27 protein-coding genes are annotated in these 24,800 nt (G+C 37.7%); 21 read left to right on the top strand and 6 right to left on the bottom strand.

All coding sequences use genetic code 11. The features are described from left to right. Positions 1-258: 258 nt before the first annotated feature. Genes ABC255_RS11225 through mnhG form a run of 7 tightly spaced genes read left to right on the top strand, consistent with a single transcriptional unit; the run spans position 259 to position 6,027 of the window. Positions 259-2,664, top strand: a complete 2,406-nt coding sequence (locus ABC255_RS11225) for a Na+/H+ antiporter subunit A (protein ID WP_412993515.1) — start codon at positions 259-261, stop codon at positions 2,662-2,664. Beyond that, entirely contained in the window at positions 2,661-3,086 is a 426-nt protein-coding gene (locus tag ABC255_RS11230) for a Na(+)/H(+) antiporter subunit B (protein WP_412993516.1), read from the top strand. The genes ABC255_RS11225 and ABC255_RS11230 overlap by 4 nt, the downstream gene beginning before the upstream one ends. Further along, positions 3,086-3,427, top strand: coding sequence for a Na(+)/H(+) antiporter subunit C (locus ABC255_RS11235; protein ID WP_412993518.1), 342 nt, complete (start codon positions 3,086-3,088; stop codon positions 3,425-3,427). The genes ABC255_RS11230 and ABC255_RS11235 overlap by 1 nt, the downstream gene beginning before the upstream one ends. Then, positions 3,420-4,907 carry a Na+/H+ antiporter subunit D gene (locus tag ABC255_RS11240; RefSeq protein WP_412993520.1) on the top strand — a complete coding sequence of 496 codons (1,488 nt, stop codon included), beginning with the start codon at positions 3,420-3,422 and terminating at the stop codon, positions 4,905-4,907. Before ABC255_RS11235 ends, ABC255_RS11240 begins: the two co-directional genes overlap by 8 nt. Before the next feature lie 7 nt (positions 4,908-4,914). Then, the gene (locus tag ABC255_RS11245) at positions 4,915-5,391 is read left to right on the top strand and encodes a Na+/H+ antiporter subunit E (RefSeq protein WP_412993522.1); all 477 of its coding nucleotides are present in this window, start codon (positions 4,915-4,917) and stop codon (positions 5,389-5,391) included. After that, positions 5,391-5,675 (top strand): Na(+)/H(+) antiporter subunit F1, encoded by a 285-nt coding sequence (locus tag ABC255_RS11250; RefSeq protein ID WP_412993524.1) that lies wholly within the window; start codon positions 5,391-5,393, stop codon positions 5,673-5,675. Before ABC255_RS11245 ends, ABC255_RS11250 begins: the two co-directional genes overlap by 1 nt. Continuing rightward, positions 5,659-6,027, top strand: coding sequence for a monovalent cation/H(+) antiporter subunit G (gene mnhG, locus ABC255_RS11255; RefSeq protein ID WP_412993525.1), 369 nt, complete (start codon positions 5,659-5,661; stop codon positions 6,025-6,027). Before ABC255_RS11250 ends, mnhG begins: the two co-directional genes overlap by 17 nt. Positions 6,028-6,075: 48 nt before the next feature. Here the strand turns inward: mnhG and ABC255_RS11260 are convergent, their stop codons facing one another. Then, positions 6,076-6,330, bottom strand: a complete 255-nt coding sequence (locus ABC255_RS11260; RefSeq protein ID WP_412993526.1) for a hypothetical protein — start codon at positions 6,328-6,330, stop codon at positions 6,076-6,078. 277 nt (positions 6,331-6,607) lie between these two features. On the opposite strand from ABC255_RS11260, the gene ABC255_RS11265 reads away from it, so the two are divergent. The 10 genes from ABC255_RS11265 to ABC255_RS11310 all read left to right on the top strand — a co-directional run bounded on the left by ABC255_RS11265 (position 6,608) and on the right by ABC255_RS11310 (position 16,251). Further along, entirely contained in the window at positions 6,608-6,742 is a 135-nt protein-coding gene (locus tag ABC255_RS11265; protein ID WP_412993527.1) for a hypothetical protein, read from the top strand. Positions 6,743-6,962: 220 nt separating this feature from the next. Beyond that, positions 6,963-7,958, top strand: coding sequence for an ABC transporter substrate-binding protein (locus tag ABC255_RS11270; protein ID WP_412993529.1), 996 nt, complete (start codon positions 6,963-6,965; stop codon positions 7,956-7,958). A gap of 106 nt (positions 7,959-8,064) precedes the next feature. After that, positions 8,065-9,105, top strand: a complete 1,041-nt coding sequence (locus ABC255_RS11275) for an ABC transporter permease (RefSeq protein WP_412993530.1) — start codon at positions 8,065-8,067, stop codon at positions 9,103-9,105. Next, entirely contained in the window at positions 9,071-9,865 is a 795-nt protein-coding gene (locus ABC255_RS11280) for an ABC transporter ATP-binding protein (protein ID WP_335536526.1), read from the top strand. The genes ABC255_RS11275 and ABC255_RS11280 overlap by 35 nt, the downstream gene beginning before the upstream one ends. Positions 9,866-10,111: 246 nt before the next feature. Then, the gene (gene hppD / locus ABC255_RS11285) at positions 10,112-11,227 is read left to right on the top strand and encodes a 4-hydroxyphenylpyruvate dioxygenase (RefSeq protein ID WP_412993532.1); all 1,116 of its coding nucleotides are present in this window, start codon (positions 10,112-10,114) and stop codon (positions 11,225-11,227) included. Positions 11,228-11,279: 52 nt separating this feature from the next. After that, positions 11,280-11,888, top strand: a complete 609-nt coding sequence (locus ABC255_RS11290) for a flavin reductase family protein (protein WP_412993534.1) — start codon at positions 11,280-11,282, stop codon at positions 11,886-11,888. Between the two features lie 16 nt (positions 11,889-11,904). Then, entirely contained in the window at positions 11,905-12,831 is a 927-nt protein-coding gene (locus ABC255_RS11295; RefSeq protein WP_412993536.1) for a fumarylacetoacetate hydrolase family protein, read from the top strand. Between the two features lie 4 nt (positions 12,832-12,835). Further along, positions 12,836-13,999: a homogentisate 1,2-dioxygenase gene (locus ABC255_RS11300; RefSeq protein WP_412993538.1), complete on the top strand. Its 1,164-nt coding sequence runs from the start codon at positions 12,836-12,838 to the stop codon at positions 13,997-13,999. Between the two features lie 128 nt (positions 14,000-14,127). Continuing rightward, entirely contained in the window at positions 14,128-14,745 is a 618-nt protein-coding gene (locus ABC255_RS11305; protein ID WP_412993540.1) for an NUDIX hydrolase, read from the top strand. Positions 14,746-14,889: 144 nt separating this feature from the next. Further along, positions 14,890-16,251 carry an aspartate kinase gene (locus ABC255_RS11310; protein WP_412993542.1) on the top strand — a complete coding sequence of 454 codons (1,362 nt, stop codon included), beginning with the start codon at positions 14,890-14,892 and terminating at the stop codon, positions 16,249-16,251. A 58-nt stretch (positions 16,252-16,309) separates the two neighbouring features. On the opposite strand, the gene ABC255_RS11315 is transcribed toward ABC255_RS11310, so the two are convergent. Beyond that, a complete protein-coding gene (locus ABC255_RS11315; RefSeq protein WP_412993543.1) occupies positions 16,310-16,906 on the bottom strand; it encodes a DUF2238 domain-containing protein in 597 nt (198 codons plus the stop codon). Positions 16,907-17,067: 161 nt separating this feature from the next. On the opposite strand from ABC255_RS11315, the gene ABC255_RS11320 reads away from it, so the two are divergent. Further along, positions 17,068-17,685 (top strand): GntR family transcriptional regulator, encoded by a 618-nt coding sequence (locus ABC255_RS11320; RefSeq protein WP_412993545.1) that lies wholly within the window; start codon positions 17,068-17,070, stop codon positions 17,683-17,685. A 27-nt stretch (positions 17,686-17,712) separates the two neighbouring features. On the opposite strand, the gene ABC255_RS11325 is transcribed toward ABC255_RS11320, so the two are convergent. Together ABC255_RS11325 and ABC255_RS11330 are read right to left on the bottom strand one after the other, a co-directional pair. Beyond that, a complete protein-coding gene (locus ABC255_RS11325; protein WP_412993547.1) occupies positions 17,713-19,266 on the bottom strand; it encodes an ABC transporter permease/substrate-binding protein in 1,554 nt (517 codons plus the stop codon). After that, entirely contained in the window at positions 19,266-20,390 is a 1,125-nt protein-coding gene (locus ABC255_RS11330) for an ABC transporter ATP-binding protein (RefSeq protein ID WP_412993549.1), read from the bottom strand. The genes ABC255_RS11325 and ABC255_RS11330 overlap by 1 nt, the downstream gene beginning before the upstream one ends. 205 nt (positions 20,391-20,595) lie before the next feature. Between ABC255_RS11330 and ABC255_RS11335 the strand changes: the two genes are divergently transcribed. Beyond that, entirely contained in the window at positions 20,596-21,324 is a 729-nt protein-coding gene (locus ABC255_RS11335) for a M50 family metallopeptidase (protein ID WP_412993551.1), read from the top strand. A gap of 147 nt (positions 21,325-21,471) precedes the next feature. Next, positions 21,472-21,957 carry a nitroreductase family protein gene (locus ABC255_RS11340; protein ID WP_412993553.1) on the top strand — a complete coding sequence of 162 codons (486 nt, stop codon included), beginning with the start codon at positions 21,472-21,474 and terminating at the stop codon, positions 21,955-21,957. 47 nt (positions 21,958-22,004) lie between these two features. On the opposite strand, the gene ABC255_RS11345 is transcribed toward ABC255_RS11340, so the two are convergent. Beyond that, the gene (locus ABC255_RS11345; RefSeq protein WP_412993555.1) at positions 22,005-22,982 is read right to left on the bottom strand and encodes an NAD(P)H-dependent flavin oxidoreductase; all 978 of its coding nucleotides are present in this window, start codon (positions 22,980-22,982) and stop codon (positions 22,005-22,007) included. A 275-nt stretch (positions 22,983-23,257) separates the two neighbouring features. Between ABC255_RS11345 and ABC255_RS11350 the strand changes: the two genes are divergently transcribed. After that, on the top strand, positions 23,258-24,232 hold the full coding sequence (locus ABC255_RS11350; RefSeq protein WP_412993557.1) for an acyltransferase family protein: 975 nt from the start codon (positions 23,258-23,260) through the stop codon (positions 24,230-24,232). 37 nt (positions 24,233-24,269) lie between these two features. Here ABC255_RS11350 and ABC255_RS11355 read toward each other — a convergent pair whose 3' ends face one another. Then, a complete protein-coding gene (locus tag ABC255_RS11355) occupies positions 24,270-24,794 on the bottom strand; it encodes a MerR family transcriptional regulator (RefSeq protein WP_412993558.1) in 525 nt (174 codons plus the stop codon). Positions 24,795-24,800 lie beyond the last annotated feature (6 nt).

Here is a 24,800-nt window from a genome sequence, read left to right on the forward strand (position 1 = left end):
TTTCTAAAAAAACCATTGAATGGAAAATGAAGTCATGTTAACATAATGTAAATACATAAAAACGATTTTTGGAGGAGCCTGTCACCAAGGGATAACTATGTCCCTTAGTGACAGGCTCTTTTTGAATTTCTAAAAAATTGAAATTCAAACTAATGAAAAGATTTGAGAGGTGGAATGATAGTGAAGAGCTAGAATTAAAATTTATAAGTTAGCTGACTACCTAATGGGGTGGTATCTCAGAAATAAGGAGGTTTTGGTATGTCTTCTCTACACTTAGCGATTGTAGCACCATTAGTCCTGTCTATTTTTATTCCGCTATTTTACAGAATATTTCGTCAGATACATACAGGATGGTTTGTGCTGCCGTTACCTATTATATTGTTCGTCTATTTCCTCACTTTCCTTCCGGAAACGATGAGGGGGCAATCATTAATTGAAATGTTTAACTGGATCCCGTCTTTAGGGATTAATTTTACAGCAAAAGTTGATGGACTTGGACTTTTATTTACCCTGCTAATTACTGGGATTGGAGCCTTGGTTGTGCTTTATTCCATCTATTATCTAGCGAAGAATAAAGAAAAACTCAACCACTTTTATGTATATTTACTGCTCTTCATGGGTGCCATGCTAGGGGTTGTCTTATCGGATAACTTAATTGTCATGTATGGATTTTGGGAGCTAACAAGCTTTTCATCCTTTCTTTTAATTGGTTACTGGCACGAACGAGATAAATCTCGTTATGGTGCACAGAAATCAATGCTCATCACGGTTTTTGGCGGACTCGCCATGCTAGGAGGAATAATCCTTCTTTACATTATGGCAGGAACCTTTAGCGTTACAGAATTGATTATACAAGCTGATGATATCTTTAACCACGCATTATTTGTGCCTGCATTATTATGTGTTTTACTGGGTGCTTTTACAAAATCTGCCCAATTTCCATTCTATATTTGGCTTCCGGACGCAATGGAAGCCCCTACACCTGTGAGTGCTTATTTACACTCGGCAACAATGGTCAAGGCAGGAATTTATTTAGTAGCACGTTTTACTCCAGTGTTCGGAGAGCATTTACTGTGGTTCTGGCTAGTAACGAGTGTGGGGATACTTACCTTGATATGGGGTTCCTTATTTGCGGTGAAACAGACCGATCTAAAGGCGATTTTAGCCTTTTCTACCGTCAGCCAATTAGGTCTTATCATGTCATTGCTTGGTGCTGGATCAGCAGCTCTACATTATGAATTCTTGGATGAAAACATCTATACAGTAGCTGTAACGGCAGCTATTTTTCACTTAATCAACCATGCAACCTTTAAAGGAAGCTTGTTCATGGCAGCAGGGATTATTGACCATGAAACAGGGACAAGGGATATTCGCAAATTGGGCGGGTTGATGCATTTTATGCCGATTACGTTTACCATTTCTATTATTGGTGCATTCTCAATGGCTGGGCTTCCACCATTTAATGGATTTTTAAGTAAAGAAATGTTTTTTACAGCGATGGTTCATGTGACGGAAATGGATTTATTTAATCTTGAATTATGGGGGTTTTTATTCCCAGTGCTTGCATGGATTGCCAGCGTTTTTACTTTTGTTTATAGCATGATTCTTGTTTTTAAAGTTTTTACAGGTAAGTATCAGCCGGAGAAACTTGATAAAAAACCACATGAAGCGCCAATGGGTTTACTGATTTCACCGGTTATATTAGTGTCTCTTGTGATTATTTTCGGTTTTTTCCCAAACCTTTTATCAGATAGTCTCATTTCGCCTGCTATGGCTTCGGTTCTTCCAAGTCTGATAGGGGTGGGAGAAGAATTTATGGTTCACATTTCATTCTGGCATGGACTTAACATTGAACTGTTCATGACACTAGGGGTAATTATTTTAGGAATGATCCTTTTCCAAACACATCATAGGTGGAAGAAAGTTTATGATGTGATTCCAGAGAAGCTTTCTCTTAATCGATTTTATGACTCCTTACTAGAAGGGATACAATCAGCCTCCGATAAGGTAACAAAAACCTATATGAATGGTTCGATTAGGTCATATCTTGTATATATATTTGCGTTCTTTATTGTTATTCTTGCAACGACCCTTTTTGGAAAGGATGCCTTTACGATAAATACAAGCAATGTTTCCTCGATAGGAGTATACGAAGTCGCCCTTGCCATTCTTGTTGTGTTGAGTTCGATTTGCATTCTTTTTGCTAAATCAAGAATGACTTCTATTATTCTACTTGGTGCTGTTGGTTATACGGTTTCTTTATTCTATGTTCTCTTTAGAGCTCCTGATTTAGCATTAACTCAGCTTGTTATTGAAACGATTTCGGTTGCCTTATTCTTGGTGTGCTTCTATCATTTACCGAAATTAAGAAAAATTGAGACTAGAATTAGATTTAGACTTACGAATGCCCTTATCTCTGTCGGAGTAGGTGCAGTTGTAACCTTAATCGCACTTTCAGCTCATAGCAGTAAGCTATTTGATTCTATATCAAAGTATTACGTGGAGAATACGTATACAGAGGCTGCAGGCAAGAACATGGTAAACGTCATTCTCGTTGATTTTCGCGGCTTTGACACACTCTTTGAAATCACTGTATTGGCCATTGCTTCTTTAGGAATATTTGGCATGATCAAATTGAGATTAAATGGGAGGAAAGAAGGATGAGAAAAACTAACAATATCATACTAGAAACAGCCGTAAAAGTTCTTCTCTTCTTTATTGGTCTCTACTCAGTCTATATTTTTACAGCGGGTCATTATTATCCCGGTGGAGGGTTTATTGGAGGGCTTATGACAGCTGGGGCGATTGTTCTCCTATTAATAACCTATGATATCAAAACGGTCGCAAACATTTTACCAATAAACTACCGTATTCTTACGGCGATTGGGTTGCTATTTGCCATTGGAACAAGTGCGGGTTCTCTCATCTTTGATGTTCCATTTTTAACCCACGCATTTGGGGATGTTCACTTACCACTTCTGGGTGACCTATCTCTACATACAGCAACCCTTTTTGATTTGGGAGTGTACTTTGTTGTTGTCGGAGTGACGATGACCATTATTCAAACGATAGGGGAGGATGAATAATGGAAATCTTAATGGCATTTGTTATTGGCATTCTATTTATGACCGCCACCTATTTAATGCTTTCAAAAAGTCTATTACGTATTATCGTCGGTACTGGACTATTAAGCCATGGTGCTCATCTCTTAATTCTTACAATGGGTGGATTAAAGCGAGGTTCTGCTCCAATTCTAGGGGGAAATGCAGAAAGCTATACAGATCCGTTGCCTCAGGCGTTAATTTTAACAGCCATTGTAATCAGCTTTGGTGTGACAGCATTTTTCTTAGTATTGGCTTATCGATCCTATCAAGAGTTGGGGACAGATAATGTGGAAGAAATGAGGGGAACCGAGAAAGATGACTAACTTAATCATTTTACCTATATTAATCCCCTTATTGACAGGGGTAATATTGATTTTTCTAAATAAAAGAATCACAGGTCAGCGAGTTGTAGCAATGATTTCTTCAATAAGCACAATGATTGTTGCAGGGTTCATTGTACAAAAGGTACGAACTGATGGAATTCAATCGCTTAATGTAAGCAGTTGGGATGCTCCATATGGGATTACATTAGTATCTGACATGTTTTCAGCACTTTTAGTACTTACAACAAGTCTTATTGCTTTCGTATGTTTATTGTACTCCTTTAAATCGATTGGAGAGGAACGTGAAAAATATTACTACTATGCCGTTTTCAACTTTTTATTAGTAGGGGTGAACGGAGCTTTTACAACAGGTGATATCTTTAACCTATTTGTGTTTTTTGAGGTTATGCTCATGTCTTCCTATGTTTTGTTAGTACTTGGGGGAACTAAGTTACAACTTAGAGAATCCATTAAGTATTTACTTGTTAATGTAATATCATCAGCATTATTTGTTGTGGCGGTTGCCTATTTATATTCCGTAGTCGGCACGCTAAATATGGCTCATATTTCTAGTCGAATCAATGAAATTAGTGTAAATGGGATGCCAGGAATATTAACAGTTATTGCTGTGTTGTTTTTAATTGTTTTTGGTTTAAAAGGAGCGATTTTTCCGCTTTACTTTTGGATGCCGGGATCATATTACGCGCCACCTGCCCCTGTATTAGCACTTTTCGGTGCTTTATTGACAAAAGTCGGTGTGTATTCGATTACAAGAACTTATACGCTTTTCTTTTATCATGATAAGGACGTTTTTGGTATTCTTTCCATTCTGGCGATTTTGTCCATTGTGTTCGGTGTTATTGGGGCAATTGCTTTCTGGGATATCAAGAACATTATTATTTATAATATCATCATCGCCGTAGGTGTGATTCTTTATGGGGTTTCTGTCTTGAACACAAATTCCATATCAGGTGCTGTTTACTATCTGATTCACGATATGCTTATTAAAGCAGCGTTATTTCTGCTAATAGGGATTGTCATTTCGATTACCGGAACTAGTAATTTAAGAAATATGAGCGGGCTAATTACCCGTTATCCAGGTCTTGGTTGGACTTTCTTTATTGCAGTTTTAGCGCTGGCAGGAATTCCTCCATTGAGTGGTTTTGTTGGCAAGATCCTTATTGTGCAGGGGGGATTTGAAGGAGGGAGTTTTATTGGCGCCTTCATTACATTGATGTCCAGTTTACTTGTTCTTTTTTCGGTGATGAAAATCTTTATTAACGGTTTTTGGGGTAAGGACCGTACTTACCATGGAGAGGAAAAAGCCCCTGTCAGACGATTGCTTATTGCTCCTGTTATGTTAGTCGTGATTTCTGGTCTTTACGGAATGGGTTCTGAATCCATATTGCCGTATATTTCTCAGGCAGCTGATACCTTGATAGATCCCAAGGTATATATTGATGCTGTCTTAAAGGAGTGAATAAGTTTTGGCATTTCAAATTTTATTGAATGTGGTATTAGCCCTTTTATGGATGTTTATTAAGGTTTCCTACGATCCCGTTAGTTTTCTAAAAGGCTATATTTTTGGACTCCTTGTCATATTTGTGCTAAGACGTTACTTCCATAGCCGTTTTTATTTACTTCGATTATGGTCCTTTATAAAACTTATCTTTATTTTTATTAAAGAACTGATTTTGTCTAACATAGCTATTGTGAAAATTGTTTTAAAACCAAAATTAGATATGAGACCGGCTATTTTTGCAATGGACACAGCTCTAACGAAAGATTGGCAAATCACGTTACTATCAAGTTTAATTACATTAACGCCAGGAACATTAGTGATTGATGTTTCAGAAGATAATAAGACTCTATTTATTCATGCGATGAATATTGGGGAAGTAGAAGATGAAATAAACAGTATTAAAAATTCCTTTGAAAAGGCTATCTTGGAGGTGAGCAGGTAATGATAGAAATCATTATTCGAATAGCTTTGTTAATCTGCTCTATTTCGATGCTTGGGTTAATTTATCGGGTAATAAAAGGTCCCAGTGTCGCTGACCGAGTGATTGCATTAGATGCAATTGGTGTGAATCTTGTTGCCATTACAGCATTGATATCAGTCGTTTTAAACTCTCATTCTTTTCTCGAAATCATTCTTTTAATCGGTATTCTTGCATTTATCGGTACAGTGGCGTTTGCCAAGTTTTTGGAAAAGGGGGTTATTATCGAACGTGAGCGTAATCATTGATTTTCTCATTGGATTTTTTATCTTAGTTGGATCCCTGTTTTGCCTAATTGCCACTATTGGAGTGATTAGACTCCCTGATGTTTATACAAGAAATCATGCCGCCTCCAAAGCTGCTACATTAGGGGTAATGTCAATTCTATTGGGAACTTTTCTATACTTTTATGCACTTGAAGGTCATTTTAATTCAAGGCTTATCTTAGGAATTATCTTCCTCTTTATGACTTCCCCTATTTCTGGTCATTTAATTAACAGAGCAGCTTATAATTCAGGTGTAAAACTTTGGGATAAAAGTGTAAGAGACGACTTGAAAGTATATAATAAAAAGGTATTGGAGAAATCAACTTTAGATTAATTTCATAAATAAAAAGTGTTCCGAATATTGCTTGGAACACTTTTTTTCTTATTCGTACCCTATAATTCGAACATATTCCCTTGGTCTATATGGCATATATAATTTCCATTGAATATCATTGTTTTCCGTACTAACATTCGCATTCAGTGGAATTATTTCATAATTCATAGGAACTGTATTTAGATTATTTAAAGAGGAGTCCATTTTATTAACTTCCAGGTGAGTTTGTTGCTGGTGCAGGAACCATGCGGCCAATAGCAGCAGTGAAAAGATAGATAAACTAACGGTAATTTTTATTTTCATTCTATACTTACACCTCCCATTTAGGATTAGTTTGTACAAAAAAAAGAAGAAACAACCCTCCAGTCATTCAAAACTCTGCTAGCAAAAATAACTCGTCCTCTTCATATGATATTTTCCAATAAATTAAACGAATTATTATGCATAAATAGTGAACGATAGCATACCTATACTAACAACATTAATAGGGACTAGATATTTTGTATTGTCTTTTGTTTTACCCCCACAAAATGTCCACTAGCGTACGAATACTTTGGTAAATAAAAAATGGAGGTTAGATATGGGAACAACAATGATTGATATCGATAAGTTACTAGAATCTACAGAAAATCTAACATCTGAGAAAATCACAAAAAAATTAAAAAAAGTAGAAATTGATAAATTATTAGCCCAAACAGAAGATTGGCCAAGATAAATAGCTAAGGAATTGATAAAAGCTCTCGGAAAATCGAGGGCTTTTTTTCTATATTGTAAAATAAAATTCCCATTAAAGCAGAATTAAGAAATTTGTCGCTTTAAAGTAGAAAAATAATTTAATGTAATTCTATTGACTTTTACTATGAAAAAATACTAGAATAACTTTTATAATATAATAAATTTTTAGAAAATTAATTGTAAAATTGGGGGATGTAATAATGAAAAAAGGTGCAAAAGTATTGTCCTTCGCATTAGCAGGGATGATGTTGCTTGCTGGGTGCGGCAGTAAGGAATCAGCTGGAGGAGTGGAGAAAGATGGGGAGAAGGTATTAAAAGTTGGGATAAGCCAGTTTGCAGCCCACCCATCATTGGATGCAGCAACAGAAGGTTTTAAGAAGGCTTTAGAGGAAAAAGGATTAAAAGTAGAATATGACGAACAAAATGCACAAGCGGACATGAATAATGTTCAAACAATCGCTGACAATTTCGTTGGAGATAAAGTGGATCTGATTTTTGCGAATGCAACCCCGAGTGCAACGAGTGCATTGAATGCAACGAAAGAGATTCCTATTATCTTTACTTCGGTAACAGACCCCGTGGGTGCTGGATTAGTGAAGTCATTTGATCAGCCAGGCGATAATATAACAGGTACTACTGATAATCATCCGGAAGGAACAGCAAAAACCATTAACTTCATTACTGAAGAAGTAAAAGCGAAGGAAATCGGTGTTATCTATAATTCTGGTGAACAAAACTCTGTTGTTCAAGTGGAAGAAGTGAAAAAGTTAGCAGAAGCAAAGGGCGCAAAGCTTGTTGAAGTTTCAGTCTCAACCTCTGCTGAAGTGAAACAAGCAGCTGAATCATTAGTTGGTCGTGCAGATGCTATCTATATTCCGACTGATAACACAGTTGTTTCTGCTCTTGAGTCAGTAATTTCGGTTTCAAATAGCAAGAAAATCCCACTATTCGTCGGCGAGCTTGATTCAATGAAAAAAGGGGCAGTGGCAGCAAGTGGATTTGATTATTTTGACCTAGGATATCAATCAGGTTTAATGGCTGTTGAAATCTTAAGTGGAAATAAAAAGGCTTCTGAAATTCCAGTCGAATTGCCAAGCAGCTTAACACTTATCATTAACAAGAAGGCTGCACAAGCGCAAGGGCTTGAAGTAAAAGATTCATGGAAAGAACTTGGAGAGTTTTACGAAGGCGAATAATACACATAGGGTATAGCAAGGAGTCAGCCCCAAGATGGTTGACTCCTTCATAACTGTATAGGATTCAATGAATGAAGAACAAAGACTTACAGAAAGGATGATCTCAATGTTTACAGCCATATTTGGATCATTTGAAGCAGGTATCATCTACGCGATTATGGCACTGGGTGTCTATCTTTCCTTTCGTATTCTGGATTTTCCGGATTTAACGGTAGATGGGAGTTTTGTTACAGGTGCAGCACTATCAGCAGTGTTAATTGCTGGTGGGGTTAATCCGTTTATAGCCACCATACTGGCATTATTTGCAGGCTTTGCAGCAGGGTGTATGACAGGGCTTCTGCACACTTTTGGGAAAATTAATAATTTGCTTTCAGGTATTTTGATGATGATTGCCCTTTATTCTATTAATCTTAGAATCATGGGAAGATCAAATATTCCGCTATTGAATACAGAAACATCTTTTACAAAAATCGGAACATTTTTTGATAGTCTGGGTGTAGATGCCTTCTTCAACGGCCTTTTAACGATGGTTGGTCTGGGAGACAGTCTTCCTGGTACATGGGGTATTTTAATTTTTATGATTATTATTACCTTTATAATCAAATGGCTTACGGATTTATTTTTACAAACGGAAATTGGTCTTGCTGTCAGAGCAACTGGTAACAATAAACAAATGATTCGCAGTTTCTCTGCCAATACAAATCTCCTCACCATTCTAGGTCTTGGGTTATCCAATGCACTGGTTGCACTTTCTGGAGCTTTAATCGCACAGCAAGGTGGATTTGCAGATGTAGGTATGGGTATTGGAATGATTGTTATTGGGTTAGCTTCTGTTATTATCGGTGAAGCCTTGTTTGGTACCAAATCAATTGCTAGAGCGACCCTTGCGGTTATCGGGGGTTCTATCATCTATCGTATTGTGGTTACTCTTGCATTAAGGGTGGAATTTCTAGATCCTGGTGATATGAAGGTAATTACAGCATTAATTGTCATCATAGCCTTAACGGCACCAAAAATGATTGAACACTCCAAAGAGAAGAAGCGTAAAGCCCGGAGAAGACAAGAAAAGCTGAACATGTTACAAGCATCGTCTCAGGGAAAGGATGATAGTTATGTTGCAGTTGAATCAGATTCACAAGATTTTTAATGAAGGAACTCCAGATGAAAAGATTGCGATTGACCATATTAATCTAACCTTAAAACCTGGTGATTTTGTAACTGTTATTGGTAGTAATGGTGCGGGGAAATCAACATTAATGAATATTATTTCAGGGGTATTAGTACCCGATATTGGTGATATCCAAATTGCCGGTAAAAATGTAACCACAATGTCAGAGTATAAACGATCGAAAATGATTGGACGGGTTTTTCAGGATCCAATGGCAGGTACTGCACCTAGCATGACGATTGAGGAAAACCTGGCGATGGCGTACTCTCGAAATAAAACGAGAACCTTCAGGAGAGGGGTCACGAAAAAAAGACGTGATTACTTCCGAGAAGTACTGGAATCCTTGCACCTTGGCTTAGAAAACCGGTTAAGTGCGAAGGTAGGATTGTTGTCGGGAGGAGAACGACAGGCGTTATCGCTGTTAATGGCAACCTTCACTGAACCCTCAATATTATTGCTTGATGAGCATACTGCTGCGCTAGACCCATCAAGAGCCGAATTAATCACTAACCTAACACGGGAGATTGTTGGGAAATATCAGCTTACGACGTTAATGGTTACACATAATATGCAACAAGCCATTGACCTTGGAAATCGCTTAATCATGATGGATAAAGGTCAAATCATCTTAGAAGTAGATGCAGAAAATAAGAAAAACTTAACCATTGAGGGATTATTAGAGGAATTTAAACGAATTCGCGGAGTACAAATGGCCAGCGACCGTGCCGTTTTATCCTAAATAGCGGTAACAATGAGAAACAGTCATCAATGGCTGTTTCTTTTTTTGTTTTGTGTATTATTGGTCAAATGGGGAGGCGCCACTTGCCCGAAAAAGAAAAAACGTTGGCGCTCGGTCCAAAAGAATAACATATCTTTACTGCTCAAAAGCGTTTAAGCTTTACCCCCTGCTCTTGAGAGGACAGGTCTGTATCATTTATCATATATTCTGAATATTATTAATTAAAAGTTAATAGGAGGAATATAAATGAAAGAAAAACGCTTAAAAGCCGAAGAACTTGTTAATGATTTCTTTCCTGTTAGGGATGTCGACTATATCGAAATTTACACAGGCAATGCAAAGCAAGCCTGCCATTTTTTCTGTACTGCATTCGGGTTTAAGCCGGTAGCTTATTCAGGTCTTGAAACGGGAAATCGTGAAACCGTTTCCTTTTGTCTAAAGCAAGGAAATATTCGTCTTGTGCTCACAGGTTCCTACAAAGAAGATTCTGTAGTTGCTCAGTTTGTAAAAAATCATGGTGACGGGGTTAAAGATGTTGCATTACTTGTTGATGATGTCGGTAAGGCGTATAGTGCAGCTGTAGAGCGTGGCGGCATTGGTCTTGTACCGCCATATGAGCTTAAAGATGAGAAGGGGACCATAAAAAAAGCCGTTCTCGGTACATATGGAGATACCATCCATACGTTAGTAGAACGCAAGAATTATCAGGGAGTTTTCATGCCAGGGTTTGATCCTTATTCCGTATATTTGCCAATTGAAGATGCTGGTTTGATTGGGATAGATCATGTGGTCGGTAATGTTGAGCGTATGGAAGAATGGGTCGAATATTATTCTAAAGTAATGGGATTCGTAGAGATGAAGCATTTCACAGATAAAGATATTACCACCGAGTACTCTGCGCTAATGTCGAAGGTTATGCATAATGGAGGAAGAATTAAGTTTCCAATTAATGAACCAGCCGAAGGGAAACGAAAATCACAAATCCAGGAGTACTTAGAATTCTATAATGGTCCTGGGGTACAGCACCTTGCAATCCTAACAGAGGATATTGTATCAACTGTTGCCACCTTGAAAAAGAATGGGGTTGAGTTCTTAAAAACACCAAGTACGTACTATGAGGACCTTGGACAGAGGATCGGTAAAATTGACGAAGAAATTGAGAAGCTCCGCGAATTAAATATTTTAGTAGATCGTGATGACGAGGGATACTTGTTGCAAATATTTACCAAGCCGATAGTCGATAGACCTACATTATTTGTCGAGATCATCCAGCGTAAGGGTGCAAGAGGTTTTGGTGAAGGCAATTTCAAGGCATTATTTGAATCTATCGAAAGAGAACAGGCTCGTAGAGGTAACTTATAGGGGGAGAGGTTTCTCCCTTTTTTTAAAAGTTAAAAAGGAAAGAGGTGTAAGAATGGAAGTGTCACCAGACACACTTGAATGGAGAGACGCCTATAAGCTGCTAATTGGCTCCATATTGCCACGTCCGATAGCTTTTGTGTCAACCATGGATGAAAATGGAATCGCCAATGCTGCTCCCTTTAGTTTCTTTACTGCGATATGCGCCGACCCTATGCTCATCTGTTTCTCACCCATGAGAAGGGGTGCTGATGGAGCAAAAAAAGATACACTCGTAAATATAGAAAAAACGAAGCAATTTGTCATCAATATCGTCAGTGAGAACATGGCGAAGCAGATGAATGATTGTGCGGTTGAATTTGCTCCTGAAGTGGATGAGCTGGACGAAGCAGGTTTAACAAAAGAGCCTAGTCTTATCGTGAAGGTACCTCGCATAAAGGAATCACTTGTACATTTGGAGTGCGAGCTCCATCAGGTATTGGATTTTGGTGATAAACCGGGCGCAGGGAGTCTAGTAATAGGTAAGGTATTAAATATTCATGTTGAGGATGAATTATTCCAGAATGGGCGAATCGATACAGCAAAACTGCAGCCTATTGGCAGAATGGCAGGGAATACTTATACCAATCCATTAGGGAAAACATTCGATATTATTAGGAATTAAGAAACTAGGTGACTATATGAGATTCATAACCTTTGAAAAACATGATGGAACTATTAGGTCGGGAGTGCTGTTAGATTCTGACTTAGTCATTGAGATGCATGAAGCTACGGACGGGAAATTGCCAGGATGTCTGATCGAATTTCTTGAGCAAAGTGAAAGTAATATGAGAATAGCCAAGGGCCTTTTACAGTTATCCTTAGGTGATAAAGGTGCTTATCCATTAAATGAAGTTAGGTTAATCGCACCACTTCCTCATCCAAAAAGTTTTCGTGATTTCTATGCATTTGAACAGCATGTTAAATCTGCCAGGGAGAACAGGGGACTGGAAATGATTCCGGAATGGTATCAAATACCTGTCTTTTATTTTTCAAATCATCTGGCGATAAAGGGTCCTGAAGACAAAATTTCGAAGCCTGCCGATTGCAATTGGCTTGATTATGAGCTTGAAGTTGCTTGCATTATTGGAAAGCAGGGGAGAAATATTACAGCCCAAGAAGCAGAAGATTATATTTTTGGTTACTGTATTCTTAATGACTGGAGCGCACGTGATCTTCAAAGACAGGAAATGAAGGTAGGATTAGGTCCGGCAAAGGGAAAGGATTTTGCAACCTCAATAGGACCATGGATTATTTCTAAGGACGAGATGGAACCATTAAGATTAGGGAAAGGCTTTGATATTAGTATGAAAGCAAGGATAAATGGGATCCTTCTTTCTGAAGGGAATATGAAGGATATCTATTATTCGTTTGGAGAAATGATTGAAAGGGCTTCAGCAGGCGTTACTCTCTATCCAGGGGAGCTGATAGGTTCTGGTACAGTTGGAACAGGATGTATCCTAGAACTCGGTACAGAGGCACACCGCTGGCTGCAGCCGGGTGACGAGGTAGAATTAGAGATTGATAAATTAGGTGTGTTAAAAAATTCAATCATTGAAGTGAGGTGAAATCATGTATTATCGGCAAATGGGCAGGATTCCTCATAAACGTCATACCATGTTTAAAAAAGGCGATGGGTCTCTCTTTCGTGAGCAGGTAATGGGTACACGCGGCTTTTCAGGAACCCAGTCCATTCTCTATCACCATCACATGCCAACAGAAGTAGTAAAAGCAGCGCTGATTGGCAGCTATATGCCTGAATATGAAGAACAAAAATCGTTAAAGCACCGCCTTTTTTTAACAAACAAAACAGTAAAAAAAGGAGACGCTCTCGAATCAAGGGAATACTTTTTAGGGAATCAGGATTTATTAATTGGTACAGCTTCTGTAAATGAATCAATGAAAAGCTATTATCGCAATGGTGATGGGGATGAAATGCTGTTTGTGCATTACGGTTCAGGTAAGCTTGAAACCATGTTTGGAACCATTACCTATCGAGCCGGCGATTATTTAATAATACCTATTGGAACCATCTATCGAATCATCCCCGATGAGATGGAAGAAACTAAGCTGTTGTTCATAGAATCTTTTAGCCAAATTACAACGCCAAGACGATATCGAAATGAATATGGACAACTGCTTGAGCACAGTCCTTTCTGTGAACGAGATTTTCGTGGTCCGGAAATACTAGAGACCTTTGACGAAAAAGGAGAGTTTGAGATCATAACAAAATCCCGGGGGGCGCTTCATTCTCATATTTTAGGCCATCACCCCTTTGATGTCGTCGGCTGGGATGGATACCTTTACCCTTGGGCATTTAATGTTGAGGATTTTGAACCTATAACGGGAAGAGTTCATCAGCCTCCGCCTGTCCATCAAACTTTTGAGGGAAACAACTTTGTGGTATGTTCTTTTGTTCCTAGGTTATTTGACTACCATCCTGAAGCGATACCTGCTCCTTATTACCATAGTAATGTGAATAGCGACGAATTACTGTATTATGTAAAAGGTAATTTTATGAGTCGAAAAGGGGTACAACTGGAGTCGATTACACTTCATCCAAGTGGAATACCACATGGTCCGCATCCCGGCAAAACGGAGGCAAGTATTGGTAAAAAGGAAACACTTGAACTTGCAGTCATGATTGATACCTTCCATCCGCTTAAAGTTGTAAAATCAGCAAACTCTATAGAAGATACAGAGTACATGTTTTCTTGGGTGGAAAATAAGGATTAATATATTTTGAACAATCCAATGATAGAAACATTGGGTTGTTTTTTATTTAGTAAAAATAATAAAATAGGCATTATATAAATAATAAGTGATAATATTGAAAATAAAGAATTAAATTGGAGGTGAAAATCATGAACTTGAAATTGGTTCAATCGAAATTAAAGAGCCATAGGCCCAGTATTTTGGGAAGTGATAAATTTTCAAAATATGCTGTAATGGTCCCGCTGATCAAAAAAGAAGATGGCATTCACGTCTTGTTTGAAGTCCGGTCACTACAACTGCGAAGGCAGCCTGGAGAAATTTGTTTCCCAGGTGGAAGAATTGATCCCGAGGATGTAGATGAAAAAAGTGCAGCCATTCGGGAAACTACGGAGGAATTAGGGATAAGCAGTGATACATTATCAGAGGTTTTTCCACTTGATTTCATGATTTCCCCTTTTGGAATGATGATTTATCCCTTCGCAGCGATAATTGAAAGCCCTGAAATGATTCAACCAAATCCCGCAGAAGTGGGAGAAATTTTTACGGTGCCGTTAACTTATTTTATCGAAAATGCTCCAGCTATTTATAATATTCATTTTAAGGTTGAACCTGAGGAGAACTTTCCATTTGACTTAATTGTGGGTGGAGAAAATTATAATTGGCGGACAAGGGCACTGGATGAATATTTTTACCTTTATGAGCAGAAGGCCATTTGGGGACTTACTGCTAAAATCCTTTCACATTTTATTGAAATAATGAAAAAGTAAAATTATCAGTGTGTAATTTTACTTTTTTTTTATTTTGTCCTCCCAGGAAAAACAAATGTCTTTTTAGGGAAGAAAAAGTACTTGATTATTTTCTGAATAGAGATAAAATTAAGAGTATACTTTTTTGGGATAGGTGATGTTGTGATGAAGGTTGTAAAGTTTGGAGGATCCTCTTTAGCTTCAGGAGAACAAATCGAAAAGGTTTTTCAGATTGTAATGTCCGATCCTGAGCGGAAAGTAGTAGTTGTATCTGCTCCAGGAAAGAGATTTGCTAAGGATGAGAAGGTAACGGACTTGTTGATAGAATGCGCTGAACAATGTCTACAAGATAATAATCCAACTGAAAAGTTTAACGCCGTTATATCAAGATATTCCTCCATTGCAGCAGAGTTAGCTCTCCCTAATGAGATAATTAGTGAAATTCATCACGATTTATCAGAGAGATTAAATGGAGATCGAAGTAAGCCAGACCGGTTTATGGATCTCGTCAAAGCAAGTGGAGAGGATAATAACGCTAAATTGGTAGCGGCTTACTTTAGGGCGCAGGGTGTAGAGGCAACCTATGTAAATCCAAGGGAAGCAGGGCTGCTTGTCAGTGATGAGCCTGGCAATGCACAGGTTTTACCGGAATCGTATGAGAAGTTATATGCGTTACGTGAGATTTCAGGAATCATCATTTTTCCTGGTTTCTTTGGCTATAGTAAACAGGGTGAAGTCTTTACATTCTCAAGAAGTGGGTCAGATATTACGGGTTCGATTTTAGCCAACGGTATAAAAGCAACTCTATATGAGAATTTTACAGACGTGGATGCGGTCTTTTCTGTTAATCCAAACCTCGTGCATCAACCAAAGGAAATTAAGGAATTAACCTACCGCGAAATGCGAGAACTATCTTATGCAGGATTTACCGTGTTGCATGATGAAGCACTTGTACCGGCTTTCCGTGCAGGTATTCCAGTTCAAATTAAGAACACAAACAATCCAGTTGCACCCGGAACACGAATTGTCTATACACGTGACAATACGAATGGACCTGTTGTAGGAATTGCGAGTGATAAAGGATTCTGCAGCATTTACGTTAGCAAATACTTAATGAATAGAGAAATTGGTTTTGGCCGAAAGCTTTTGAGTATTTTAGAAGAATATGGATTGTCATATGAACACACACCTTCAGGGATTGATGATGTATCTGTGATTTTGAGGGAAGCTCAGCTTGACCCTGACATGGAAAATGAAATTATCTGGAGAATAGAATCAGAGTTACATGCTGATGAGGTAAGGGTCCAGCATAGTCTTTCCCTAATTATGGTTGTTGGTGAAGGGATGCGCCGGAATGTCGGAACAATGGCACGTGCCTCTAAAGCATTAGCAAAGGCAGAAGTGAATATCGAAATGATTAACCAAGGGTCCTCTGAGGTTAGTATGATGTTTGGTGTAAAACAAGTTGATGAAAAAAGAGCAGTTCAGGCTCTTTACGATGAGTTTTTCGCTGCAGTACCCGTATAACAAGGAAAAAGCAGATCTAAAATTGATTTTTTAGACTGCTTTTTTTATGTAAATCAAATTATGATAATTGAGGCTGATGATGACTTTTCCTTAATTTTATTTTTGTTCGTACCCCAGACCAAAGGGCAATGATTAGCCCGCCTCCTGTATCAGAAATTAAATCAACCATCGTATCGTCATTACCCCCGCCTTGTAAAGTCATATTGAAAAATTGATCAGAGCTAAACTCATAGATTTCCCATATAACACCGCCTAAAGCGGCGAAGGATAAGGTGAACAGGAAGATAATCCAAGGGGATATTTCCACCTCTGCATCTCGATGAACCAATCTTTCATATAACGCAATTCCAGCAAACGCAAGGATAGCACCACTGAGGAAATGCATAAAGGTATCCCACCAGCCGAGACCATACCAGCCTCGAATCGAGCCGAAATATTGCGAACCGACCAAGAATAGTAAATAGGAAATAACAATGGGCAAATTGAACTTAAGCTTTGTAAATAGGGCTAAAAGAAGTGGAACTGCTCCACAAACCATCCCGCCTATTGCCACGGTTGATTTAAATGATTCCTCTGAAGAGCGATAATGAAAAAATAAATATGCCATAAAAGCTACATAGAGAAGACTGAGAAAAAGGACAAGCTTTCGATTCATAGAATTCACCTCAGGTAGAATACGGATTATTAAGATTATATCCAGATCCTGTCTATCTCACCCAAAATTCTTTAGTTGTTTGAAGTCGAATTCGCATCGACATATTTTTTAGCGTATAGTGTAAATATAAATTATCATGGACAGTTTCGGTGGAGGAATATATGCAAAGGGCGCAAATACCAACTTATGAACGGATAGCAATTGACTTAGCGAATCGAATTTACGATGGAAAATTTAAAGTAGGTGAAAAGATTCACGGGAGATCTACCTTGGCTAGTGAATATAAAGTTTCACCTGAGACAGTAAGAAGAGCGATAAAGATATTGGAGGATGTCGAGATAGTTAAATCGACAAAGGGCAGTGGGATTGTGATCTCTTCGCGGGAGAATGCCTATAAATATATTCATCGATTTTCCAATTTGGCGAGTATAAAGGACCTTGAAAAAGAGATAAACGGTCTTATAATCGAGAGAGAGAAAATCGATGAGGAGCTTTTTGATTCAGTTAGAAAAATCATGGATTATTCCACAAAGCTTCGGCATACCAATCCACTAGCACCAATTGAGGTAGAGGTATTGCCCGGCTGTGTCCACATTGGTAAGACGATTTCAGAGGTGAAATTTTGGCAAAATACCGGTGGGACTGTTATTGGGATGAAGAGGAGAGGAGAATTGATTATCTCTCCAGGACCATATGCACTCATTTTAGAAGGGGATGTACTTCTTATAATTGGTGATGATGAAACCTATGAGAGAGTCGTCCATTTTATGGAAGATTAAAAAAAGCCGGCAGCGCCGGCTTTTATTCTACAATAATCCTTCTTCTTCTAAGAACTCTGTAGCCACTTTTCTTGGTGATTGCTTCAGGCTGTCAACTTTGTAATTAAGCTTTCGCATTTTTTCGTCTGTAAGTTTGCCTGCAAGGGAATTAAGAGCTTCTTTAAGTTCAGGATGTTCCTTTAATGTCTCTTCTTTAACAATTGGAACAGCATAGTAAGGAGGGAAGAAGTTCTTATCATCCTCTAACACCTTTAAACCAAACTCTTCAAGGAGTCCATCAGTTGAAAAAGCATCGATAACGTCACTCTTATGATTATCAAGAGCAGTATAGCGTAATCCTCCATCTACCGCTTGAACATCTTTAAATTTCAAATTGTATGTTTCCGAAAGTCCAATTAATCCATCATCACGATTTGGAAATTCAATCGTTGGACCCATAATCATGCTGTCACTTACTTTGGCAAGATCAGAAATGGTAGTTAAATTATATTGTTGTGCTGTATCTTGACGTACTGCCAAAGCATATGTGTTATTGAATCCAAGTGGTTTTAACAAATCAATTCCATATTTCTCTTTGAATTCTCTTTTTACATAGTCATAAACCTTATCAGGATTACTTTGTGGGCTTTGTTTGAGAATATTGACAAGTCCGGTCCCCGTATATTCGACATACATATCAATGTCGCCATTTTTTAATGCACTAAAAGCTACTTGTGAACCGCCAAGATTCATTTTTCTTTCTACTTCAATATCAGTCTTTTTTTCTACTAAATCAGCAAGCATATGTCCTAGAATCAGCTGTTCACTGAAATTTTTAGAACCGATAACAATTTTATCCCCAGCGCTTGTCTTTGAGTAAACAGTAAAGGCACCGGCAACTACGATGATTATACTGGTAAGCCCGATTACTAAACGCTTTATAGTTTTACCAGTTTTAGTTGCTGACTTTCGTTTGTTCGTATATGAGAATGACGTTTCAAGTTTTCCAACAACAAAGTCAATCAAGAGGGCAAGAATACATGCAGGGATTGCTCCTGCAAGAATCATATAATTATCAACAGTCTGAACACCAGAAAACACCAGATAACCAAGTCCGCCTGCGCCAACGAATGCTGCGATTGTCATCAATCCGACAGCTGTTACGGCAGAAATTCTGATACCCGCCATAATCATCGGAAAGGCTAGCGGAAGCTGGACCTTTTTCATTGTTTGACTCTTGGTCAGACCGATACCTTTGGCGGCTTCCAGAATGTCAGGATCAATATTCGTTAATCCTGTATAGGTGTTCTTTACGATTGGAAGAAGGGAATATAGTACAACCATGACAATGGCAGGTGCACTCCCGATACCAATAAAGGGAATTAAAAATCCAAGTAAGGCTAAGCTTGGTACTGCTTGAATGACGTTGGTTGTTCCAATAATTGTCTTCGATAGCTTTGGCTCTCTAGATATTAGAATACCAAGTGGAATACCAATAATAACGGCAATTAATACGGAAACAATACTTAAATAAATATGTTGACCTAATAAATTAATAATCTGTTCGTAGTTAGAGCTTAAATAATTATAAAAATCACCCATTAAAAGGCCACCTCCAAGTCAATTAGTTGGCTGCTTAAGGCCGATAAAATACTGCTTCTCGTTATAAGTCCAGTTAATTGCTTCGAATGATTGATAACAGGCACATAGCCAATTTTATGTTCATTCATCGTTGCTAAAATGGAAATTAAGTTACTCTCCTCCGAAACAGCCAGCACATTTTTCTCCATAACACTATCAATCTCCGAATTTCGGTTCAGCAATTGAATTCCTTTTAAGGTCACCAAACCTATTAATATATTATTTTTATCCGTCACCATTAAACTGTCGACCTTGTTAGATTTCATGATCTCGATTGCCTGTAAAACAGTTCGCTTAGGAGTTATCTTTACAGGGTTAGGTATCATAATATCTTCAGCCATTAACAATTCAGGGTTATTCCAAACTCGTCTCTTACCGATAAATCCTTCGACAAATTCATTGGCTGGGTTTTTTAGAATATTTTCTGGGGTATCAAATTGGAGAATATCACCATCTTTCAAAATACAAATCTTATCTGCAATTTTGATTGCTTCGTCCATATCGTGGGTGACGAAAATGATGGTTTTGTTGAGTTCCTTTTGCATTTGAACGAGTTCATCCTGGAGCGAGTTTCTTGTAACAGGATCCAATGCACTAAAGGGCTCATCCATTAATATAATATCTGAATCTGTTGAAAAGGCTCTGGCTACCCCAACCCTTTGCTGCTGACCTCCACTTAATTCCTTTGGGAATCGGTCTAGATATTCAATAGGATTTAATCCAACTACCTGGAGTAATTCCTCTGTTTTTTTAGCAATTTTAGCTGGGTCTTCACCTTTAAGTTTTGGAATCAATTCCAAATTCTCTCTAATCGACATATGAGGGAAGAGACCCGTATTTTGGATGACGTAGCCAATATTTCTTCGTAGCTCTATTGCATCAATGGTGGATATATCCTTGCCATTAACAAAAATCTTTCCTGCTGAAGGCTGAATTAATTTGTTGATCATTTTCAGCAATGTGGTTTTCCCGCATCCGCTCGGCCCAATAAAAACAACTAATTGACCAGCCTCGATATCAATAGAGAAGGGCTTGATAATTGTTTTATTTCTGTATTTCTTTACGATGTTTTTAAATTCGATCAAAGTCATTCCTCCTAAATAAAAAATCATTGCATGTAATTTGCAACAACCTAATGTTAGCATGAAAGTTGTTGGTTTGTCGAGTTTAGTTCATTTTGAAGGTCAGTTTTGCAAAAACTTAATCGAGCTTTAAATTTTTCAGAATATAAAGAAAAATGGTAAGATGGTACTAAAATAGGCAAATTTAATGAAAAGAGGGGAAAGTAAAATGGAATATTTAAAAGAAAAGTTTAGTTTTAAATTTTTCCTCTTCATTGGGTTGGCATTCTTCTTAATACAAATTCCTATAATTGGTGATTATTTTAGAATGATTAATACGGTAATCCATGAATCTGGTCATGCATTTATGGCTTTATTTGGGGGCAATGTTGAATCGATTTCATTGTACATGAATGCAGACGGTGTAACACATGGAACACAATCAATTTGGATCATTGATTTTATAACATGTGCAGCTGGTTATACGATAGCTTCGTTAATCGCATACGTAGCATTTTGGCTAATTAAAAAGAAAAAACACATATTTTTTATTGATATGCTTCTAGGTGTTATCATTATTAATTTAATATTATGGGTGCGCAATCCCTATGGTATATTTTGGCTCGTTTCCTTTGGTATTTTGTTCCTGGCACTGCTGATCAAAGGAAGTAAAAAAGTAATCGATAACCTAGTGTTGTTAATTGCTTCAGTACTATTAGTGGAATCTGTCAGTACAGCATATGATATCTTCACCATCAGTATAATTCAGCCGCATGCAGCAGGAGACGCAACCAATTTATCTCAATTAACGGCTTTTATACCGCCTCAGGTGTGGGGGATATACTTCTTTGTTCAAGCACTTTTTTTCATTGTACTAGGTTTTAACAAAGGCTTGTTCTGTTTAGGTGCCAGTAAAATCCAGCAAAATTATCAGTTTGAAGGAACAAAAGAATTTTAACCAAAAAGCTCGCCGTTTTGGCGAGCCTCTCAATGTTTATAGTAATTCGGAATATTCAGCCTATGTAAATATTTTTGGAAATGGGACATAAGATAGATTAATGTGAATAATATCACTTGGAATTTGAAGATAGGATGGAGGGTTAAAATGGATATCATTGATATTATAAAAAGCCGGAGGACTATTAAAAAGTTTAAATCCGAAGCTGTTCAACTAGACCTAATCTATTCCTGGCTTGAGGCAGCTACGATGGCTCCAAATCACCGAATGACAGAACCGTGGGAAGTCTACTTTATAGGTCCTGATACAAGATCAAAATTAAATCATAAGACTAATTTTGGAAATGCACCTGTACTAATGGCTGTATTATCCAAACATGGTGCAAGCGCAGTTGAAAAAGAGGAAAACGCGTTAGCCACCGCTTGTTTTGTCCAAAACTTTAATTTAGCAGCCTGGTCACAAGGGGTAGGTACATTCTGGTCATCAATTGGAATTACATCAAAGAACCGGGAAATCCTGGGAGTCCCTGATAATTATGACCTCGTTGGTGTAATAGCAATTGGTTTTCCTGAGATTATACCAGACCCAAAACCAAGAACATCAATCAAGAATAAAATGAAAAATTTACCTTAACAAAGAAAGACAACCAAGTGGTTGTCTCTTTTTTTATATCAAGGGTATTAGCTATTCACTGCATTTTGATACTCAAATGTAAGATTATTAATGATTTGTTGTACAGGGAGAATATCCTTGATCTCATCTACTCGCGCACCAGCAAAGACAAGTCCGTTTTCAACATCTCCTCCCATACTTGTAAGAAGGGAATCAAGTGTACAGAAGCGATAAGAACAATTTTTTAAACAATCATGGCATTTAGCAATTTTTAATTTGTCGGTACCGCTGATTAATTTTGCAAAGTTATTAACAATCACTCGTCCATGTAAGCCAACTGTTGTTTTGACTAAAGCTGTATCCTCTTTTCGAGCATCAACATATTTCTGTTTGAATGCAAGAGGGGCGTCACATTCTTCACTTGCTACAAACCTTGTGCCCATCTGAACCCCAGCTGCACCCATAGAAATAGCTTTAGCAATATCTTCCCCAGTCATGATACCACCTGCAGCAAGGACAGGGATTGAAACGGCTTCCACTACCTCAGGAAGAATATCAAACATCGGTCTGTCTGTGCCTAGGTGCCCGCCAGCTTCAAAACCCTCAACGACTACTGCTGCAGCACCAAGTCTCTCTGAAATTCTAGCCAATTTGGCTGAAGATACAATAGAAATGACGGGAATGTCAGCCTGTCTCCCCCAAGCATACATATCCCTTGAAATGCCTGCTCCGGAAATAATAAAATCCACTTTTTCTTCAAGAGCTGCTTTCATCTTTTCTGCAAAATCATTCATTGCGAACAATACATTTACGCCAATATATCCAGTGCCTTGGACCAAACTTTTTGCTTTTCTAATATGATCACGCATTTCATCTGTGGTAATACCAGTACCTGAGATGATCCCAACACCACCAGCATTTGCTACCGCAGAAGCTAGTTTGCTTAATGATATACCGACTCCCATACCGCCTTGGAAAATAGGTACCTTTGGCATAATATGTGCAATTTTTAATTGTGGAAAGTTCAAGTTATAACCCCATTTCATTTTTTTAAGAATTTAGAACTTACTCTGCATACTACCACCAATCATCTTTTGTGTATGTGATTTTTATCATCAGGTCATAAAAGCAGGTTATAGAATTTATTACCAATAGTCGAAATAGCATAGGAAATTACTATTATTATTTTGAAATTGTGATTTATTTGAAACAAAAAGTAACTTTTATTAAATTTCTTTGTAACATTAATAAGGTAAAATGGTGTAAAATAGATTTGGCATTTTTCAGTATAACTTTGGCTGAAAATTTTAGGGGGGATAGGATGGCTTCCACAGCAAGTAGAAGTAAATATTTTGATAATGCGAAATTTATATTAATTTTTCTTGTTGTTTTTGGGCATATGATTAGCCCGTATAAAGACCAGGATAAATTACTATTTACCTTATATACCGTGATTTTTCTGTTTCACATGCCGGCGTTTATTATGATATCCGGCTATTTTGCTAAAGGTTATAAAAAGAAAGGGTATCTGCAAAAATCTGTACAAAAAATCTTGATTCCCTACTTTGTTTTCCAAATTATCTATTCTGTTTTTTATTTTTTAGTGGGCAAGGAAGAAACGCTTGAATTTGATTTGTTCCAGCCGCATTGGTCGTTATGGTTTTTGTTAAGTTTGTTCTTTTGGAATTTACTACTGTATGTATTTGCTAAATTAAAATGGGTTGGATTACTCATTGCCGTTATACTTGGAATCGTTGTTGGATATTTTGAGAATGCAGGAAGTTTTATGAGTATATCCCGGACCTTTGTTTTCTTTCCGTATTTTCTATTAGGGTTCTTATTGAATGGGGGCCATTTAAAACGGATCATTAGGGCAAAGTTTGCAGTTCCAGCTGGGGTGGTCATTATCGTCATTACGTTTTTATTTTTTGGGTTTAGTTTCCCAAAAGATGCTGTCCCATGGCTGTTAGGGGATACCTCATATGAAAATATGGGAGGTATGCAGCTTAGTGATGGACTGCTGCGTGCTTTACAATATGGTTTAACGTTAATTGTCGTTTTTGGCTTCTTGCCTTTAATCCCATCCAATCAGTATCGAATAACCAAAATAGGTGAAAGAACACTTTATGTTTACTTATTCCATGGGTTTATCATAAAATCGATACAAGATATTTTACCAAATGCCATCTCAGAGAATTATTTATTCCTAATAGCTTTCTCGCTTATAGTCTGTTTAGTTTTGGGAAGTTATATGATAAAAAAATATACCCAACCGCTCGTCGAGTTAAAAATATAAAAGCCGAATGTGTACTAAACACATTCGGCTTGTTTTTTTACCCTAAAAATCCAAATAACGAACTAACAAATTTCTTCTTTTTTCTTTTAAGCTTGCCTTGATCTAATACTAACGGTTTGTCTGGCAGCGTGGTTTTCGTAATCTCGTGAAGCTGAGATTGCAGGGATTCAACTTGTTTTATTAAATCTTTAACCACACTCTGTAATTCCTCGATTTCCCGACGGTGCTGCAACAACTGATAAGACGCAACAGAGTCTGCTTTTGAATTCACCTTTGCTTCCAATTCACTCACAATTGAATACAATCTTTCAAGCTCAGCATTGCTTTCAATCGCTTTTACTGTTCCTTTCCGGGCCTTCTTTTCTTGTACAGGAGTAATTTCTTGAAGTAAGGTACCATTTTGGATTTGAATCTGAATATTTTTTAAAAGTTCAATATCTTCGTTATTAAAATGATAATGTCCTCGTTCATTTCGCTCCATCGGCAGTTCTAGCTGTTTTACCCATCGCTGTATGGTACTAGCTGAAACCCCTAATAATTTTGCAACTTGGTTTGTATTCATCATCAT

It is taken from the genome of Neobacillus canaveralius, from assembly GCF_047237705.1.
Classification (GTDB): domain Bacteria; phylum Bacillota; class Bacilli; order Bacillales; family Cytobacillaceae; genus Neobacillus; species Neobacillus niacini_K.